The sequence below is a fragment of the Hyphococcus sp. genome, assembly GCF_041986965.1.
Lineage (GTDB): Bacteria > Pseudomonadota > Alphaproteobacteria > Caulobacterales > Parvularculaceae > Hyphococcus.
Map to the genome: position 1 here is coordinate 1,775,524 of NZ_JBHIXB010000001.1, position 18,549 is coordinate 1,794,072.

Annotated in this window: 13 protein-coding genes and 1 tRNA gene; 9 read left to right on the forward strand and 5 right to left on the reverse strand. The window is 59.1% G+C overall.

Features of this window, described 5'->3' with window-relative positions:
* Positions 1–9: 9 nt before the first annotated feature.
* The gene (gene rlmB / locus ACFC5L_RS08820; protein ID WP_375204117.1) at positions 10–876 is read right to left on the reverse strand and encodes a 23S rRNA (guanosine(2251)-2'-O)-methyltransferase RlmB; all 867 of its coding nucleotides are present in this window, start codon (positions 874–876) and stop codon (positions 10–12) included.
* 195 nt (positions 877–1,071) lie between these two features.
* On the opposite strand from rlmB, the gene ACFC5L_RS08825 reads away from it, so the two are divergent.
* Positions 1,072–1,156 (forward strand) — tRNA-Tyr (locus ACFC5L_RS08825).
* 56 nt (positions 1,157–1,212) lie between these two features.
* Here ACFC5L_RS08825 and ACFC5L_RS08830 read toward each other — a convergent pair.
* From ACFC5L_RS08830 to ACFC5L_RS08840, 3 genes are all read right to left on the reverse strand, one after another.
* On the reverse strand, positions 1,213–1,917 hold the full coding sequence (locus ACFC5L_RS08830) for a Crp/Fnr family transcriptional regulator (RefSeq protein ID WP_375204116.1): 705 nt from the start codon (positions 1,915–1,917) through the stop codon (positions 1,213–1,215).
* A 90-nt stretch (positions 1,918–2,007) separates the two neighbouring features.
* On the reverse strand, positions 2,008–4,611 hold the full coding sequence (locus ACFC5L_RS08835) for a hypothetical protein (RefSeq protein WP_375204115.1): 2,604 nt from the start codon (positions 4,609–4,611) through the stop codon (positions 2,008–2,010).
* Between the two features lie 128 nt (positions 4,612–4,739).
* The gene (locus ACFC5L_RS08840) at positions 4,740–5,774 is read right to left on the reverse strand and encodes a CsgG/HfaB family protein (protein ID WP_375204114.1); all 1,035 of its coding nucleotides are present in this window, start codon (positions 5,772–5,774) and stop codon (positions 4,740–4,742) included.
* 199 nt (positions 5,775–5,973) lie between these two features.
* Here ACFC5L_RS08840 and ACFC5L_RS08845 point away from each other — a divergent pair, with 199 nt between their 5' ends.
* From ACFC5L_RS08845 to ACFC5L_RS08855, 3 genes are all read left to right on the forward strand, one after another.
* Complete coding sequence (locus tag ACFC5L_RS08845) at positions 5,974–6,666, forward strand: hypothetical protein (protein WP_375204113.1); 693 nt, start codon at positions 5,974–5,976, stop codon at positions 6,664–6,666.
* Positions 6,656–8,539, forward strand: a complete 1,884-nt coding sequence (locus ACFC5L_RS08850; protein ID WP_375204112.1) for a CHASE2 domain-containing protein — start codon at positions 6,656–6,658, stop codon at positions 8,537–8,539. Before ACFC5L_RS08845 ends, ACFC5L_RS08850 begins: the two co-directional genes overlap by 11 nt.
* Positions 8,540–8,621: 82 nt before the next feature.
* On the forward strand, positions 8,622–9,539 hold the full coding sequence (locus ACFC5L_RS08855; protein ID WP_375204111.1) for a M48 family metallopeptidase: 918 nt from the start codon (positions 8,622–8,624) through the stop codon (positions 9,537–9,539).
* Positions 9,540–9,570: 31 nt separating this feature from the next.
* On the opposite strand, the gene ACFC5L_RS08860 is transcribed toward ACFC5L_RS08855, so the two are convergent.
* Positions 9,571–11,304: a vWA domain-containing protein gene (locus tag ACFC5L_RS08860; RefSeq protein WP_375204110.1), complete on the reverse strand. Its 1,734-nt coding sequence runs from the start codon at positions 11,302–11,304 to the stop codon at positions 9,571–9,573.
* 151 nt (positions 11,305–11,455) lie between these two features.
* Between ACFC5L_RS08860 and ACFC5L_RS08865 the strand changes: the two genes are divergently transcribed.
* From ACFC5L_RS08865 to ACFC5L_RS08885, 5 genes are all read left to right on the forward strand, one after another.
* Complete coding sequence (locus ACFC5L_RS08865) at positions 11,456–12,541, forward strand: helix-turn-helix domain-containing protein (protein WP_375204109.1); 1,086 nt, start codon at positions 11,456–11,458, stop codon at positions 12,539–12,541.
* Positions 12,542–12,700: 159 nt separating this feature from the next.
* Positions 12,701–15,094: a TonB-dependent receptor gene (locus ACFC5L_RS08870; RefSeq protein ID WP_375204108.1), complete on the forward strand. Its 2,394-nt coding sequence runs from the start codon at positions 12,701–12,703 to the stop codon at positions 15,092–15,094.
* A 91-nt stretch (positions 15,095–15,185) separates the two neighbouring features.
* Positions 15,186–16,139 carry an alpha/beta fold hydrolase gene (locus ACFC5L_RS08875; protein ID WP_375204107.1) on the forward strand — a complete coding sequence of 318 codons (954 nt, stop codon included), beginning with the start codon at positions 15,186–15,188 and terminating at the stop codon, positions 16,137–16,139.
* Entirely contained in the window at positions 16,140–17,453 is a 1,314-nt protein-coding gene (locus ACFC5L_RS08880) for a spinster family MFS transporter (RefSeq protein ID WP_375204106.1), read from the forward strand.
* 71 nt (positions 17,454–17,524) lie between these two features.
* Positions 17,525–18,535 carry a formylglycine-generating enzyme family protein gene (locus tag ACFC5L_RS08885; protein WP_375204105.1) on the forward strand — a complete coding sequence of 337 codons (1,011 nt, stop codon included), beginning with the start codon at positions 17,525–17,527 and terminating at the stop codon, positions 18,533–18,535.
* The last annotated feature ends 14 nt before the right edge of the window (positions 18,536–18,549 follow it).

The following is an 18,549-nucleotide window of genomic DNA, read 5'->3' on the forward strand; positions in this document are numbered from 1 at the left end:
CCTGGCGCCTCAGGGCCTTCTCTGGCGCTGCGCCTCATATAGGGAGACGGCGGCGGCATTGGAGACGTTGAGGCTTTCAACGCCCGGGGCAATCGGGATGCGGTAGAGTTTGTCGCAGGTTGCGGCCACAAGCTGGCGCAGCCCTGCGCCTTCGGCCCCCATGACAATCGCCAGCGGCGCATCGGGAAGTGAGGTGATGTCGTCCTCTCCTTCACCGGCAAGGCCGGCGCAGTGATAGCCGAGATCTTTCAGCGCCTCGAGGGCGCGGGCGATATTCACCGCCTGTACGCAAGGAATGACTTCGATGGCGCCGGCGGCGGCTTTGGCGAGTGCGCCGGAAAGCGGCGGCGTGCGTCGCTCCTGAACGATAACCGCCTTGGCGCCGAAAGCGGCGGCGGAACGAAAGAGGGCGCCGATATTCTGCGGATCGGTGATCTGGTCGAGGACAAGGACGGGCGCATGCGTTTCCGCCGGCGCGCAAGCGTCTTTCAGGCGCGCGCGGGGAAGTTCGTCCGCGACGGCGGCGAGGCCCTGATGCACCGCGCCGTCATGGAGCAGCCGGTCGATGGCGTCGGGCTTCATGTCTTCAAGACGCGCCAGCACCGCCTCGTCTGCGCCATGTTCAGTGAGCCAGGCGGCGGCGTTCTTCGTGGCGAGAATGCGCTTGATCTTGCGGCGCGGATTGGCGAGCGCCGCCGCGACGGCGTGGCGGCCGTAAAGCCAGACGCCGTCCTCTCCTTTGGGGGCCGTCCCTTTCTTCCGCGGGCTCTTGCTGCGCCCGGATCTGGCCCCCGATCCGGATACTGATCCGGACCTTGGCCGGGCGCCGTCTTTTCGGGTCTGTTTTCTCGGGCCTGCGTGGTGTTTTTGGGTCATGGCGTTGGCCTAGCCGGTTCTTATTCAACGGGAAACAGGAAATTGCCTCATGCGGCCACAGGGGCGGTTGCGAAGGCGGCGCAGCGCCGCTATAGACCCCGTTCTCCCGATGATGGAGCGCCGGGCGCAGCCCGGTTTTTCGTTGTCATGATGGTTGAAATCAAGCCGCTCCCGGCCACGGTTTCAGCGCCTCGTGGAGGGGTGGGAGAGTGGTTAAATCCACCAGACTGTAAATCTGGCCGCTTAGCGTACGTTGGTTCGAATCCAACCCCCTCCACCATTTCTCTCTTGCTGCGATGCGTCTCGCCGAGACCTGTGATGGGACGGCTTTTGGACTTAGGAGCCGCCTTCGCTCAAGTCGACAAGAACATCCTTGCGCACAATCACAATGCGGTCATGTGCTCTCTGGATAACCTGTTCGCCCTCCCAAGCGCGCAATTGCCGGTTGACGCTTTCGCGCAAAAGACCGGCATGGGCGCCGAGCGTCGATTGGGAAAGGGGAAGGTCGATCAGCATGCCGGCTTTATCGTCAACCCCATTGGAGTCAGCGAGACGAAGCAGCGTGCGCGCCAGCCGCGGCCCTGCCGTCAACAGGGTGAAATCTTCCACCATCTGCGATGTCGTGCGCAGCCTTTTGCAGAGGATCTCGATAATCTTGAGCGCGGTGGGCGGGCTGTCGTCGAGCGCCGACATGAAGGCGCCGCGCGTCAGTTCGAGAACGCGGGACGTTTCCATGGCTTCTGCGCTCGCCGTCCTCGCGCCGCCATCGAGCAAGGTAATTTCGCCAATGACATCGCCGGGGCCCATAAAGGCGAGCACGCATTCCTTACCGTTCGGCGTCACACCGGAAATCTTGATCTGACCGGACAGAACCATCAGCAGGGAGCCGCCGGGATCGCCTTCATGAAAAATTGCTGCCCGCGCTTTATAAACCCGGGGCTGAGCGGCGCGCAGAAGATTGTCGAAAGCGCCGTCGTCAAGCTCGCGAAAAAGCGGGTTCTTTTTGAGCTCCCATTTCAGGCTGTCGTTCAAACCGCTCATGTCGCTTCCCCTCGCTGTCAGATTACGGATGTTTGGCCTTAAAGAAAACGGCCTGAAGATCATCTTCAGGCCGTTATTTCGCGTGTTGGCCTAGTTCTGGCCTTCTTGCGCCTGTTCAAGTTCTGCGGCGCTCAGGTCCGCCGCCGACCCGCCTTGCGGTGTGATCACCAGCGTTGGCGGCGCCGTTTGGACAAACTGCCCATCTGTGTCTGGCGTCCTTGTGTGCGGCACATATACTCTCGGCGGCGGCGCAATCTGGACCATGCCCCCCGTCTGAGAGTTTTTGTCACTGGCGCCGTAGCCGCCGGTCTTTCCTGCGTTCTGCGCGCTGGTTGCGGTTTCGTTGAGAACGAGAGGCGGTCCTTTCAGCGCTGTCATCTGGCCGTCTGTCGACTGAGCCGGGATGTTCAGCGTGACATTACGCTTATCAAGCGTTGCCGGTGTTTTCACTTTCACCTGCTTGACGCCTTGCTCACCGCCGGTCTCGACTGGCGCAGATTTCACGTCTTTCGATGTGTCGGAACTCATGGCGACATTCGGATAGGGAACCGGGACCGGTTGCCCCATAGCCGGGGTCTTTTTGACATCCGGCATTGTCTCGATCAGCGTTTTGCCGTTCTTGCTGTTGACGGCGCCCTTATAAGGCGGTTTCGGATGATCAACCGGCTGCTCATGATGGTCGTCATCATGCTTCGGTTCGATCTTGACGCCGTCGAGCGTGCGGTTCAGCGCATGCTCGGCTTCGCTGCCGTCAAACCCGCCCGTGCGGTCAATCATCCAGTCCTTGCGTGGATCGGGATAGAGGCAGCCGCCTTTTTTCAGAAGGCAATCGCGTTCAAAGGACGCATCGCCAAAATTACCGAAGCCGCTGTTCTGGCCGCTGGCGAAGGCCGGCGCGTCATTGCGGGCGTTCTGCAGCGCATCGTTCAACGAGACTTTCTTGTCGGCCTTCGTGCAGTCGACATTTTTGCGCTTCATGAGCTCCCAATAGACCTTGTGCGAGATGGCCTGCTGCCCGCTCCAGTAATCATACTGGCGCTGTGCATCGAGATGAGCCGCATATTCCGCGTTCATGGGATAGGCGCTGCCCGGCTGGCCGTTGAACAGAAGCTTGCCGAGCTGGGTCAGACGTTTGCCCCATTCCTGGCGATTGTGGGCCGAGACTTCGCGGGCTTTCGCAGCGCGCAAACGCAAGGCCTGCAGTTCTTCCCATGAGCAGATTTTTGCAGGGATCGCCGGGAGATCATATTCCTGCAGATTGGGTGTATGGATGTCGTCTGAAACCTCCTCAAAACCTGGGTCCATGCGTCCGATCTCAGTCTTACCGCCGGGACCGGAGCAGTCGATGACTTTGAGCGCATATGCTTTCTCGACGATCTCCTGGGTTTTGAGTTGGATCTTCTCCCATTTCGCGAGTTCCTGACGCGCTTCACGGCGAGCGAAGGTCAGTTTCTTGTAAAGGTCCGACGATTTTTCGCCGGCATTGTCCTGGCGGAGAAGTTCAACCCGGATCGCTTCCAGCCGTTTGCTCCACATCGTAATATTCGCAAACGCGTTGCTGTTTTGGGTGTCGGCGTTCATTTCAACGCTGCGCTTCATTGCTTCTTCGCAAACATGCGCAGGGATGTTGATGAACTCGACATCCTTAAGCTCCATGCCGTTCAATGAGATGGCGGGAATGCTCTCGGGCAGGCCGCCATAATTGCTGAAATCGAACGTGTCCTGTGGCGAAACATCCGCTTTCACGCAGTCGGTGATGGGCGCTGCTGTCAAAGCCTCTCTTTGCGACAGAAGCTGAAGATCCAGCTTTTTCCAGTGCGCAATGTCCGCGGTGGCTGCGCGGATCGCGGCGGTGAGGTTTTTCAGCGCCGCATCATAAAGCTTCAGTTGCGACGTCATATTATTGAGTGTTTGCGTCTTGCCGGATTTTGCCGCGTTGTCAGCGTCGTTCCAGGTTTTCTGGCGTTTGGCCGCGATATCCGCTTTCAACTCGCGCAGCCGGTCGCGAAGGCGGTCGGCGGCGACTTCATTGCGCTGCGCCGTTTCACGCTGGCGATCAATGGCGTCATACCATTCACTCTTTTCGTCACGATGACAGAATTTATCGGGAAGCTCTATGAAAACCGCTTCCTCATAGTCTGTCGTCATCGGGACTTCAGCAATCGGGTTGACGGCGACAAAAGCCGTTTGCGTTGTTACGGCGGTCTTGTTGCACTCATAAGTGTCGGCGCCGGAAAGCGCCGTATTTTTCTTGGAGAGCGCTTCGTTGACGGTTCTACGCAGATTAAAGAAGGGGCGGAAGAAGCTGCCGTCGACTATGACGCCGCTGCCGCCGGGGAGAAGATGGTCGAGTTTCGTGCGCGCCGCCTGATTGCGATTGACGGTGTGAATCAAAATGCGCCGGATATTGGAAATTTCGCGCATTTCCGTGTTGGCGCGGCTCTTTAGCGTCGCCAGTCTTTGTTCATGGGCTCGCTTGTCGTTCTTGTGAACTTTCTTGCAGTATGAATCTCTAATCGTGAAATTATCGACTTCACTCTTGATTTGCTCCAGCGTTGTCATGCGTTGTTGCATTTCGGCAAGCCGGTTCGCCGCCTTGGCGGATTCACTGTCCGCAAAGGCGGGCGACGCGCTTGTCAGGGCCAATGTGGTTGCAAGCGCAATGGCTGTAATCTTTCTTTGAATGGTTTTCATGATTGAATCTCCATTGGTGGAGCGGGTTGAACTTGTTTGGGCGGTTATGGTGAGGGCGGTCATGGTGGCGGTTCCTTTCAAAAAAGCGCGCCGCCCGGAACAACCGGTTCCGGGCGGCTCCGGGGCGGTTACTCAGCCCCGTTCGCTCCCCCGAGCTGGGAAAGCTGCATGTTGGAATAGGTGAGGATGTCGCCGGCTTCGGGAGGCAACATGGCGTTGAAGTTGGCGCGGGCGTATTGTTCGGAAACGCTGACAATCGTGGCGCGTCCGATTTCGGAGACTTCCCGGCCAAGAAGCGCACCGGTAATCGGGTCGTTGATCTGCTCGACGACGCGAGAGATTTTCAGCGTGTCGCCAGGCTCAAGGCCGGCGTCGGCGCCGACATTGACGTAAAGCGAGTCTATATTGACCTGCGCCACATGCGCCGACCAGGACCGACCGCGAAGGCCGTCTGAAATGCGGACGGCCGCTTCGGAGATCGCTTCACGTGCGGCCTTGCCGAGGGGCGTGTTTTGGAACGTATTGCCGCCGACATTGAAACCGCTCTTTGATGCGGAAACAGCGATCGATTTGCTTTTGACTTTGCGGTCGACTGAAAAGCTGTCGACGACCTCGCCGGTGGTTGAGTCCATCACTGAGAAGTCGATGGAGATGCGGCCGGTGCGCGATTGCGGGCTGATGCCGCCAAGGACGCCGCCGATCGAGCCGCCAACGGAAATCCCGCCGCCTTTTTCCGACAGCGTGAAATCGGTCACCGTGCCGCGCACGAGATATTGCGCGCCGAGCAACTGGCCTGGCGTCGCGGTCTGGCGGGCGGTGAGGCCGCTATTGCTGAGCTGTTGCTCATAAAGCGCGGCATCGAGATGGCTGCGGCTGGCGATGCGGAACTGGTTGGTTTCTGCAAGTTCCGTCTCGAGCATGGCCGCGAGGCCGCCGCCGGCCTGCCATTCGCCATATTGAAAAAGGAAGCCGCCATTGGCGCCGAAATCGACGACGGCGACGGATTTTTTGGGGCCCATGCGGGTTTCTGACTGGGCGTATTCGCTGGCTTCAAATCCTTGCGAGAATGCCGGGGCCGGAGCCGCCGCCATCATCACGGCCGCCACGGCGGCGCATGATACGGATTTTAGAAAACCTACGTTTTTCAGTGTGTTGCTGGTCATTGTGCCTCTCCTGAGTTTGCGCCGGGGCGCTGTTTGGTGTCAGGAAAGACCCTAGGTCCGGGGCCGGAATCGGGCTGTGAGTGGACGCACAGGGTTAACTGGTTTCCGGGGATTCACCCTGTTTTGCCGCCAGCCATGCGGGGGCTATAGTAAACACCGGAGAGAAGAGGGGCGCCGCTGCGCTCCGGGGGATTTCAAAATGATCCGCACCCGTATCTTGGTCGCCGTCACGTTTTTCGCGTCACCGACGCTTGCCGCTGCACAGGACCGCCCGCTTGCCCTTGTTGAGCATGTGACGGCCCCGGCGGCGGAGATCGGCGCTTTCGATTATCTCTATGACGATGACAAAATTGATCTTCGTCCCGATGGCGTCATGCGCATCGCCTATTTCGATAGCTGCATCGTGGAAACTTTCACTGGCGGCGTCGTCAAGCTGGACAAGAAAAAAGAGGCGAAGATTTCAAAAGGCGGTGTTTCGAACCGTGAAGCGCGCCCTTGTCAGACAGCTGCGCTCGCGCTTTCAAACGAAGCCAAGGAGGCGGCTGCGGCGGTGAAGCGCGTTTCGCCATTTGATGAAGGCGAGTGGCGGGAAATTTCCATCGCCACAACGACGCCGCGTTTTGTCTGGCCGCATGAGAAAGAGGCTGGAAAAACAGCCACCGTCAGCATTTATCTGTTGGAAGCCGATCCGGCTGAACTCATCTGGCAGGGCGAGGCGGCGGGGAATTCTCTCGTTTATCCTGAAGACGCGCCTGCGCTCGAAACCGGACTGCCTTATCGCGTCGCTGTTGCCATTGACGGCAAGGAACAAAATGCAGCGGTGTTTTCCATTGACCCCGATCTTGAAATGCCTGACGGCGTCCTGACCACAGCGGTGCCACTTGGACTTTAATCAAGGCGGGTTCAGCAACCGGGCGAAGCGCTATCGATGGCCGTTCGCGGCGATTATTTGCTTTGCGCTCGCGCTTTGGTCTTCCTTGCCGCAAACGGATTATCTGACCCGCCTTAGCGGCGACTTTCTCACGCCGCTCGCGTCGCGCTGGCAGTTCGGTTTTGACACGCCATCTGGTTATGCTCTTGTCGTTATCGACGAGATTACGCACAACACGCCGCCTTTTTCCGAAACACCGGAAGTGGCGTGGACGCCGTTTCTCGGCGAGGTGATTTCCGCCATCGACAAGACCGAACCCAAAGTCATCGGGCTCGACATGATTTTCCCGAAGTCGATTGCGGGCCGCACGCTGGCGCCTGGCTATGACCGGACCTTTCTTCAGGCGCTGGCGCAATCGGGGCGCACGGGGCGGCTGGTGCTCGCCGAAGCGCGACTCTCTGAAACGCCGATCAGACCTTATGAGGGACAGGTGCTGGCCGTGGGCGGCGCGGGCAACATCCGGCCCGTCCACCTGACGCCCGACGCCGACAATGTGGTGCGCCGTCACCCGTTTTCTTTTGCGCTGGAAGACGGTAGCCGTGTGCTTTCCTTTGCGGCTGAACTTGCGGCGCGCGCGGCATGGGATGGAAAGGCACCGGATGAAAATATACTTATCGATTACGTGACCCCCGCGATCAGATTTCCCACTTACCGGTTTTCCGATGTTTACGCCTGTATTGAGAGCGGAGAGACTGAGGCGCTGGACGTCTTTCGAGACAAGATCGTCATCATCGGCACCGCGCTGGACATTGAGGACCGTCATGTGGCCGGCAATCGCTTTGTCGCCGAGAAAGATCCGCCAATCTTCACCTTGCCATGCCAGGGTGCGGTTCAAACGCCTATGCGCTCCGTTTCCCGGGCGTCAACAGCGGGCGTTTTTATCGAGGCGCGCGCTGTTCGCACTTTTCTGAGCGACATGGGCCCCGAGACGTTAAACCGCTATACGGTTTTCTTTTCGTCGCTGCTTGGGCTCGGCGTACTCGCCCTTGTCTTTTTCAAATTAAACCCGGCGAGTGGCGCCGGCGTTTACATAGTGTACGCCGCCGCGCTCTGGGCGAATGGCGCATGGATGCTGTCACGGGAAGTGCTGGCGCCGGTGTTGCCATGGCTTGTCTCGGCCTTTGCGCTTTACGTGGCGATCTATGCTTATCGCGTCTTTCTGGAAGACCAGGCGAAACGCTGGGTGACGCACGCTTTCCGTCACTATCTCAGCCCGTCGCTTGTTGACCGGCTTGCGGAAGAACCGGCGTCGCTGAAACTCGGTGGTGAACGCCGCCGTGTGGCCATCCTTTTCACTGACCTTGCCGGCTTTACGACCACGAGCGAGGAGTTGAAGAATGAACCTGAGGCGATTGTCGCTTATCTCAATCAGTATTTTGAAATTCTGGCCGAGACCATCGAAGCGCATCAGGGCTATGTGGACAAGTTCATCGGCGATGCGGTGATGGGGGTTTGGGGCGCGCCGGTGGCGCTTGAAAATCCTGAACAACACGCTTTTGAAGCGGCTATCGCCTGTCTGAAAGCGGTGGACGTATATAATGCACAAGAAGATGTCGATATGCCCATCAACTTGCGCATCGGCATTAGCGCCGGCGAAGTGGTGGCGGGTAATCTCGGGTCGAAAGGGCGCTTTAATTATACCGTGATCGGCGATGCGGTGAACCGCGCCGCGCGGCTCGAACCGGAGAACAAGCGTCATGGCACGCGCATTCTGTTCGACGAGTCGATCGCAAGCCATTTAAGTGAAAATGCAAAGGCGCGCTTTCTTGACGAAACCGTGCTGCGCGGTCAGTCCGTTGCGACGAAGCTTTATACTGCAGGGGAAGAAAGCTAGGAAATTCAGGCGTTCGCCGCGTTGTTTGCGAGGCGAACACGGATGGGGCAATCTGAAGGCGGCGGAACAGGGGAGAGCAATTATGAGCGATCAGCAGTCACAGCTCACACGCCGCGCCATGATGGGCGCAGTCGCGGGATTGTCCGTCAGCGGCACGGTGCTTCCGGCGCGGGCGCAGTTCAGTCTCGATCTCGGCAAGATCGGCGATATCGGGCGCATGCTCAAAGGCATGAATCTCGATGAGGAAGATGAGATTGCGCTGGGGCAGGATCTCTTTGGGTCGCTGATCCAGACCATGGGCGGCCTTTATCGCAATGCTGATGCGCAAAAGGCGTTGTCTTCGATTGCCGTGAAGCTGTTTGAAACCAGCGCACGGTCAGCATTTTCCTGGGAAGCGGTCGTTGTCGACAACAACGAAGTGAACGCCTGGGCGCTGCCTGGCGGCAAGATCGGCGTCAATAAGGGCCTCTTGCGATATGTGGACAGCGAAGACGAACTCGCTGCGGCGCTCGCCCATGAAATGGGTCATGCGGAGTTGAGCCACGCCGCGAAGGAAATGAAGAAGAAAGCGTTTTACGCGGGACTGTCTACGGCGGCGCAGGCCGCGGCGGTCGCGGCCGCGGACAGCCGATCGAGCCGCATCGGCGCCGGCGCCGGGATGGAAAGCATCGCCTTGCCAATGTTGCGCCTCGTGACGTCAGGCTATTCGCGCGATCTCGAATACGAAGCCGATAACTATATCGTCGAGACGTTTCAGAAGGTCGGATATGACGTCGATCGCGGATCAAGGTTTTACGAAACCTTACTGGACATCATACCAGAGAAAGCGAAGGGCACGACATCTCTATTCGCCGGGCATCCGCAAACGGAAAAACGCCTCGCGGCGTTGCGCGAGGCGGGCGCCGCGGCGCCCCATGCGGATGAGCTGTTTAATCCCGACTTTTATGCGCTGAAGCAGTCCTTTCCCACTCGGAAAATATACAAGCGAGCGGCCGGGTAAGCCGCTCGCCTGTATTTGTTGTTCGTTCGGGCTAGTTCAGGACGACTTCAAACTTTTTCTCTTCGCCTGAAGTCACATTGAGTTCCGTGCGGGTGATCTCGCCGCCATAGCGGACCGCGACGACATACTCGCCTTCCGGCAGAATGAAGATGGGCGAGGCGTCGCTGTCGATGGCGATCTGTTTTTCCGTCTTCTCAATGTCGCCGGTGGGCTCATAGATCCACCAGAAGACGCCGGTCGTCAAAGGCGCGCTGCCAGCCGTCTGCACGGCGCTCACTTTTACGCGGCCCGAGTTTTGAACGATGGTCTTGTCGACAACGGCGCCGGCGGTGACGGTGACCGGCGTTTCCTTGAAAGCGGAGCCGTGACGCGTTTTCAGCGTATAGTCGCCGGCGGGAAGGCGGAAGATCGGTTGCGCATCGCTGTCGATGGCGATTTCCTTGCGCTTGCCTTCAAGGTCGGTTGTCGGCGACAGCACCCAGTAGAACATGTCTTTCTTCAGGGGATCGCCATTTTCCGCCATCACCGTGTTCACCCGCAGATAGCCGGCGTCCATGTCAAAGGTAAGATCGGTCAGCGCGCCAGGATTGATGGTGACGGTTTCTTCCTTGAACGCTTTGCCGTGACGTGCGCGAATAAGATACTCACCGGCGGTCAGGCGGAAGATCGGCTGCGCATCGCTGTCAATGGCGATCTGCTTGCGATTGCCTTCAAGGTCGGTTGTCAGCGACAACACCCAGTAGAACATGTTGTCTTTCAGCGCCTCTGCGCCTTCCGTCGCCGCCGCTTTGACGCGCAGGTGACCGGCATTGAGGTTCACCACCGTGTCGGTGAGCTTGCCCGGTTCGACGGTGATCGTGGTTTCCGTGAAAGACTGGCCGTAACGCGCGCGCACCAGATACTCCCGCGCCGGCAGTTCGATAATCGCGGTGGCGTCGCTGTCAATGGCGGCTTGTTTACGGTTGCCTTCGAGATCCTGTTCGGTCTCGAACACCCACCAGAACATATTGTCTTCGACAATGGCGCAGCTTTCGCAGAGTTTTGCACGCAGGCGCACGCCTTGCGGGCCTTCATTCACAGGCTCCGGCTCTGGCTGGGCCTGGGATACGGTTTCCACCGTTTCTGCAAGTGCGGTCGTAAGCTCGCTCGCATTCGACGCACGCATATAACGCCCACCGGTGTTTTCTGCGAGGCAGGCGAGGCTCGCCTCTTCTTCCTCGTTGATGTCAAAGCCGATGACATGAGCAGTGAAATCGACGCCCGAAGCTTCGAGTTCATTTGCGAGCGCACAAGGATCGGCCTCGCAGGTTTCAAGGCCGTCGCTCACCAGAATGACGGTTGCTTTTTCTTCGGTGTATTTCAGCGCTTCAGCCGCCTTGCGAACAGACGCGGAAATCGGGGTCTTGCCTTTGGGGCTGATGGCGTTGATCTGCGCCATCACCGCCGCCTTGTCGACCGGGCCCACATTGACGAGGGTTTCAATATCGGCGCAGGCGCCTTTTTCGCGGTGGCCGTAAGCCATGACGCCGAGATGCACGCTGTCGTTCCAGCCATCCAGCATGTCGTTGATCACATTGCGCGCGATCTCGATCTTGGCGACGCCGTCAATCTGGCCCCACATGCTGCCCGAGCCGTCGAGCACCATCATGGCCGATTGCGCCTCTTGCGTCGCGTCTTGCGCCGACGCGGCGGCCCCTGCGGAAAGGCACAGGGCGCCGGCCATTGCGGCGACGCCGTTCATCATTGTCTTGCGAGCGTTCAACATGGTTTACCCCTTCTCTGAGTGTCGGTGTTTCGAGAACCTGATAGGGCGAGGATAGTTAGGGGCGGGGACGGGGGCTGTGCGTGAAATCACAGGGCGCGGCCATTCAAAAGAGGGGGCGAAAGGCGGACGGCGCTTCCGGAAGCCACAGCCTATGCGGCTTGCGAAGCAGGAAGCGGCGCGGCACAGTCGCCCCATGCAGGAGGCAGGAGAGCACACGATTTCGGTGCGTTTTGAGCGGGTGACGCCGCTCATTGACAGCGCGCGGGCTTCTGGCGTCGATGTTGAAAAGCTGTTTTCGGCGCTCAATCTGCCGGTGCGCCTGGTTGAAAACGGGCGCAATGAGTTCATTTCGCTTGCCGACTATTACCGTTTGCAAAACCGGCTTTCGATCCTGATAGGTGACGAGACGGTGCATTTGTCATCCCGGCAATTATTGCCGGGCAGTACCGATTTCGTGCTCGCCCACCTTTCCGATTGCAAGAATCTATTCGAAGTTATGGGCGTTGTCGCGAAGTCCTATAACCTTCTTCACGGGGGCCAGTTCAATCAGGTGGAAAAGCGCCGCGCTTCCGTCGATTACCTTATCGACGACCGCGACTTTCCTTATGCGGGCATGGCGGCGCCGGAAGACATTTATTTTCAGTGCGAGTGCATTCTGATTTTTCTGCACTGTCTTTTAATGGTGATTTCTCCTTCGGCGCGCGACGCCATTACGGGCCTTTACATTCGCAGACCAAGCCCCGGCGGCGATTGCGGCCACCTTGGCTATTGGGATGCGCCGATCCGGTTTGGCGCTGACGTCTACACGGTTTCGTTCGATAGGGACGTCGCACTTGCGCCGCTCCGCATGCCCTCTGCTGACGCGCTGACGGCAAACGCCGTCTACCAGATGATTGTGGAGACCGTCGCGGGCAAACACGCCGCGCTCGGCATGATCAATCCGGTCGCGACGCGTGTTCGCGATGCGCTCGCGCGCGGGGTTGTCGAACAACCCGATGTTGCAGCCCAGATGGGTCTGTCGGTCGCCACCCTTCGCCGGCGGCTCTCGGGGGAGGGCTTCACGTTCCGCGCCTTGCGCGAAGAGGTGCTGAACGAAACGGCAAGACGCCTTCTTTCCGAGGGGAAGTCCGTGTCAGACGTCGCCGAGGCGCTCGGATTTTCCGATGCGCGGGCCTTCAATCGCGCCTTTAAGGACTGGAACGGCGTCACCCCGAAAGCCTTTACAAGCCAGTCCTGAGGCTGTTCGAGTGGCCTCCCGTCTTGCATAATTTCGATCTTCGGGAGTGAATATTGAGCGAATTTGTCTTGTTACTCTGAGCGCTAGGGTCGTTCTGCGGCGCGGCAATCCCTTCTAACGTGGGAAAAAACAACAATACCGATGTTTAGGGAGGCTATTATGAGATCACGCTTGAAATCCGCCTTGTTGAAGACCGCCGGCAGCGCCGGTCTGGCCGCTTTTTGCGCCAGCGCCGCCGTCGTAGCTGGCGCCGGCGTTGCGAACGCCCAGGACGCCGCATCCGAGGCGAGCGGCGACGTCATTGTCGTGTCGGCACGACGCCGGGATGAATCGCTTCTCGATGTGCCGATTGCAGTGACGGCCATCAGCGGCGAACAGCTTGAGCTTCAGGGCGCGCAGGACATCACTTATCTGACCCAGTCAGTGCCGAACCTGACCTTAAAAGTGTCGCGCGGCACGAACTCGACGCTCACTGCGTTCATTCGCGGCGTCGGCCAGCAGGACCCCGTCGCAGGATTTGAATCGGGTGTTGGCGTTTACGTGGACGATGTTTACCTCAATCGTCCTCAGGCGGCCGTGCTCGATATTTATGATGTTGAGCGGATCGAAGTGTTGCGCGGGCCGCAAGGCACGCTTTACGGCCGCAACAGCGTGGGCGGCGCCGTTAAATATGTGACCAAGCGTCTGGGCGATGAGCCGACATTCAAACTGCGCGCTTCGGGCGGCACCTATGGACAGTTCGATGTTGTTGGTACGGCGGAAATGCCGTTGACGGATGATTTCGCAGTAGGGGGATCAGTTGCGTATCTGTCGCGGAACGGGTTTGGCGAAAACCTGACCACGGGCGAGGAGAATTATGACAAGGATCTCCTCGCCTTCCGCGCCAGCGCCGAATATGACAATGATGTTCTGTTCGTCCGTCTCGCGGGTGACTATCTGAAAGACAAATCCAGCGCCAAGGGCGGCCACCGCCTGCTGCCGAGCTTCTTTTCAGCAGCGCCCGTGCTCGACGATGTCTACGACTCCCGCGGCGGAATCACGGGCGAAAATGAAGCGGAAGCCTATGGTGCGGCGCTTCACGTCGAGCTCTCGCTTAACGACAACTGGACCATCAAGAACATTGCGGCATGGCGCAAGGACGACAATCTTCAGCAGATTGATTTCGACGCGCTGCCGGCGGTGGATGTGGATGTTCCCGTCATTTACGATAACGAGCAGTTCACTGAAGAACTTCAGCTTCTTTATGAAAGCGACGCCGTCGCCGGCGTCCTTGGTTTCTACTATATCGACGCCAACGCGTTTGATACGTTTGATGTCGTTCTTGACCTGACCGGCAGTTTGACGCCGGCGCCGTTTGGTCCGCTGCCGGGCCTCAACGCCAATACGACCGGCGAAGTCGACACCAAGTCCTGGTCGGTGTTCGGCGATCTCACCTTTGACCTTGAGGAACTTGTCGGCCTTTCGGGCGTCGAACTTGCGGTCGGCGGCCGTTACACCAGCGACAAGCGGTCTTCGCGCGTCTTGCGCCAGACCTTTATTGGCGGCAACACACCCGCGCTTGGCGGCACAAGCTCTGTTCTGATCGCCACCACGTCGGACTTTGAAGGCGAGGAAACCTTCACCGATTTCAGCCCGCGTGTTTCGCTCTCCTGGAGCCCCAATGGCGACCATAATTTTTACGCCTCCTACAGCCAGGGCTTTAAAGGCGGCAGCTTCGATCCGCGCGGTCAGTCAAGCTCGGTGACGGTTGACTTTGACGGCGACGGCGATGTTGACGCTGACGACGTGTTTGAATTCTTCCTGTTTGAACCGGAAGAAGTCGACTCCTATGAGATCGGCTGGAAAGCGCGCCTTGCCGATGGCCGCATCACATCGAACCTCGCGTTGTTCTATGCCGACTACACCAATGTCCAGATTCCGGGCTCGCAGGGCGGGACCGATCCGGTCACCATGCTGCCGACCTTTATCGGCGTCACCACCAATGCCGGCGGCGCAGAATTCTTCGGCGTCGAATGGGAAGGGACGGCGCTGCTCGCTGAAGACATGTTCGGGGCGGGCGATGCGTTCTCAATCGGTTGGGGCGGCGGCTGGATCGACGCCGACTACACCCAGTTCCTGGTCGGAACCGTCGATGTTTCCGATCAGCGCGTCGTTCAGAACACGCCGGAATTTTCAGGCGCGCTCACCACGACCTATACGCATCCGGCGAATTTCTTCAGCCGCGGCGGCGATGTGGCCTTCATCACGCAGACATCCTACAAGTCGCGCACCAACCAGTTCGAAGTGCCGAACGCTTATCTCGATCAGGGCGGTTACGGCCTTCTTGACGCGAGCCTTGTTTGGACATCGGAAGACGGCAAGCTCCAGATTGGCGTCCACGGCAAGAACCTCCTCGACCGTGAATACAAGGTCGCGGGCTACAACTTCGTCGCTCAGAATGCAGACGGCAGTTTGGCGACGCCGCTGACGCCGACCCTTGGCCTTGAAGGCGTGCTGACGGCGTTCTACGGCGCGCCGCGCACGATCACGGGAACGGTGCAGGTGCAGTTCTAGGGAGAAATCCCTTCCTCGCGAAACGGGGCGGCGGCTTGCGTTCCTTGCCGCCGCCCCGTTTTTCCTTCATCTCTTGGAGCGCAGGACCAAGATGAAAAAGTTTCTTGTTTTTATATTATTGCTTACCGCAATCCTCGCGGTCGCAGCAGGCGTTCTTTACTGGCGCGCCAGCGAAGGCGCGCCGGCGAGCGATCTTGAAAAGACCTATCTCACAGCCTCGGACCGTTTTGTGAATATCGCCGGCGCGCGGGTGCGTGTGCGCGAAGAAGGGCCTGCGGACGCTCCCGTGATTTTGCTCATCCACGGGTTCACGCACAGTCTTGAAACCTGGGACGCATGGGCGGCGGCGTTGAAAAGCGATTACCGCGTCGTGCGCTATGATTTGCTGGGGCATGGTTTGACGGGTCCCGATTCACAGGAACGCTATGCGCCAACCGAGCGCGCCGTCGTTGTCGGCGATGTGCTCGATGCGCTGGACGTGGAGCGCGCCATCATTGCGGGCAACTCCCTTGGCGGCTTGGCGGCCTGGCGCTTCGCCCATGACCATCCGGATCGCGCGGCGGCGCTCGTGCTGGTGTCGCCTGGCGTCTTCTCACTAAATGGCGTCAGTGACGAGCCCGCGGAAATCCCTGCGGCGATGAAAGCCTATCTCATGACTGCGCCTGAGGCGGGCGTCGCCGCAAGCGCGGGCATCATCTATGGCGATGATGACAAACTGACGCCTGAGCGCCTCGCCACCATGCGCGACATGATGCGCCGGGAAGGCAACGGCGCGGCGATGATCAAGTCGCTCGAAGAGTTTACATTGCCTGATCCCTCGGCGGCGCTGACAGAGATTGAAACGCCGACGCTTATTCTCTGGGGTGAGGCGGATGCGGTTATTCCCATTGAACAAGGACGGCGGATGCAGGCGTTAATGCCGAATGCTGCGCTCATCGCCTATCCCGGGGTCGGCCACGCAGCGCAGGAAGAAGCGCCGGAGGAAACCGTCGCCGATGCGATCGCGTTTCTGGATGGTCTCGGCGATAACAAGGCAGGCGAGTAGATGAACGCGCCGACACCGTTTTATCGCGCTTATGTTCTGTTTGCGCTCGTTGTCGTTTACACGTTTAATTTTATCGACCGCCAGATCGTCGGCATTCTCGCCGTGCCGATCAAGGCGGAGCTTGCGCTTTCCGACACACAGCTAAGTTTGATGGGTGGGCTCGCCTTCGCGCTGTTCTATACCTTTCTCGGCATTCCGATTGCGATGCTCGCCGATCGAAAAAGCCGTGTATGGATCATGACGGGCGCGCTCGCGGTATGGAGCGCGATGACGGCGGCTTGCGGTTTTGCACAGAACTTCACGCAGCTCTTTTTGGCGCGCCTCGGCGTCGGCGTTGGCGAAGCGGGCGGCGTTGCGCCGGCTTATTCTCTTATTTCCGATTATTTCCCGCAGGAAAAACGCGCCCGCGCGCTCAGCATTTATTCTTTCGGCATTCCGATCGGCTCCGCCCTTGGTATTTTGCTCGGCGGTGTGTTGACGAGTTATCTCGGCTGGCGCGAGGCTTTTATCATTGTGGGGCTTGCGGGGCTGGCGATTGTGCCGGTCTTTCGCCTGACCATGCGTGAGCCGAAACGCGGCGGACTTGATCGCGCCGGCGTCCCGGCGGCGCCTGCTGCTATTGGCGAGGTCCTGCGCACGATTATCGGCAAGCCGAGTTTTTGGGGCCTGTCCCTTGGCGCCGCAAGCTCTTCCATGATGGGGTATGGTCTCATTTTCTGGCTGCCGTCTTTCTTTGTGCGTAGTTATGGCGACGAGTTGCCGGCTTTCTTTGCCTGGATGCCGGATTTTCTCGTGCCGGAAAATCCGGGTCCGTTATTATACGCCTCCTATTTTTACGCAGCGATCCTGCTGATTGGTGGGATTGCCGGCATCTGGTTTGGCGGCTCCATGGCGGACCGCTATGGCGCGAAGAGCAAGGGCGCCTATGCGCTGGTGCCGGCTTTCGCTTTTGCGGCGACGATTCCTTTTTTCGTGATCGGGGTCACGGCGCCGTTGCTCTGGATCGCGTTTCCGGCGTTCCTTGTGATTCAAGCGTTGAGCCTTGTCTGGCTGGGACCGGTTCTTTCGGCGTTTCAACATTTGGCGCCGCCGAATATGCGCGCCACGACATCGGCGATTTTTCTTTTCATCAACAATCTGATCGGCATCGGCGTCGGCAATCTTGCGATTGGCGCGATTTCGGACAGTCTGAAAGCCGAATTTGGTGATGAAAGCCTGCGTTATGCGATCCTTTGCGGGACTGTCTTTTACGTTATCGCCGCCGGGCTTTTCTTTCTGACCTCACGCCGCCTCAGAAAAGACTGGGTTGAGTAGCTCGCGGCCGCCAGCTTGACGTCGCCGCGCGATCTTGACAGCGTGCGGGTTCGTTGAGGTTGAGCTGTTCCATGACCATGCCGGACCTGAAAAGATTAAGGGCGCTGCTGCTCGCGCCGTCGCTGTTCATGGCCGCTTGCGGCGGCGACAGTGATGTTGCGTCTGAAACCAGCGCTGAAGAAAACGCCTGCGCCGCGCCGTCCGAGCCCGTTTTCATCGAGGGCGGCGACTTCGTCATGGGCGCGGATGACGCTTATCCCGAAGAGGGACCGGCGCACCGGGTCACGGTATCGTCTTTCTGGATTGATCCTGCGGAAGTCACCGTGGCGCGTTTCGCCGCCTTCGTTGAGGCGACCGGTTATGTGACCGTCGCTGAAAAAATAATGGACCCGGCGACAGTCGAAGACGCGCTTGGTCTAGATGCTTCCGTGCTTGAACCGGGGGGCGCCGTGTTCCAGCCATCGCCTAATATGTCGTTGAGCGCGTTTAACTGGTGGAAATATGTGGCCGGGGCCAATTGGCGCTATCCGCAAGGCCCCGAAAAGCCGCGCGCAGCTTTATCCGAGCCTGTCACGCAAATCGCGTTTGAAGATGCGCGCGCTTTCGCGCAATGGGCGGGCGGCCGCCTGCCCACGGAAGCGGAGTGGGAATATGCGGCCAAGGCTGGCGGAACCATATCAGAGACAACTTCAAGCCCGCCTGCTGACGCCAATACATGGCAGGGGATTTTTCCAGTCCAGAATACGAAGCGCGATGGGTTTGAAGGGGTGGCGCCCGCAGGCTGTTTCGCGCCGAACGCTTTTGGCCTTTATGACATGATTGGCAATGTCTGGGAGTGGACGGCCAATTGGTACGCGCCCGGCCATGAGGAAGGCGAGGGGGCAAACCCCCAGGGGCCTGCGGTTGACCGGAGTTATGATCCGAGAAGCCCCGGCGTTCCCGTGCGCGTCATCAAAGGCGGCAGTTATCTGTGTGCGGAAAATTACTGCATTCGTTACCGGCCGTCCGCACGCCACGCGCAAGAGACCGGCCTTGGCACCAATCATATCGGCTTTCGCATCGTCTATGACCGGCTTGATTGACGAAGTATGCGCCG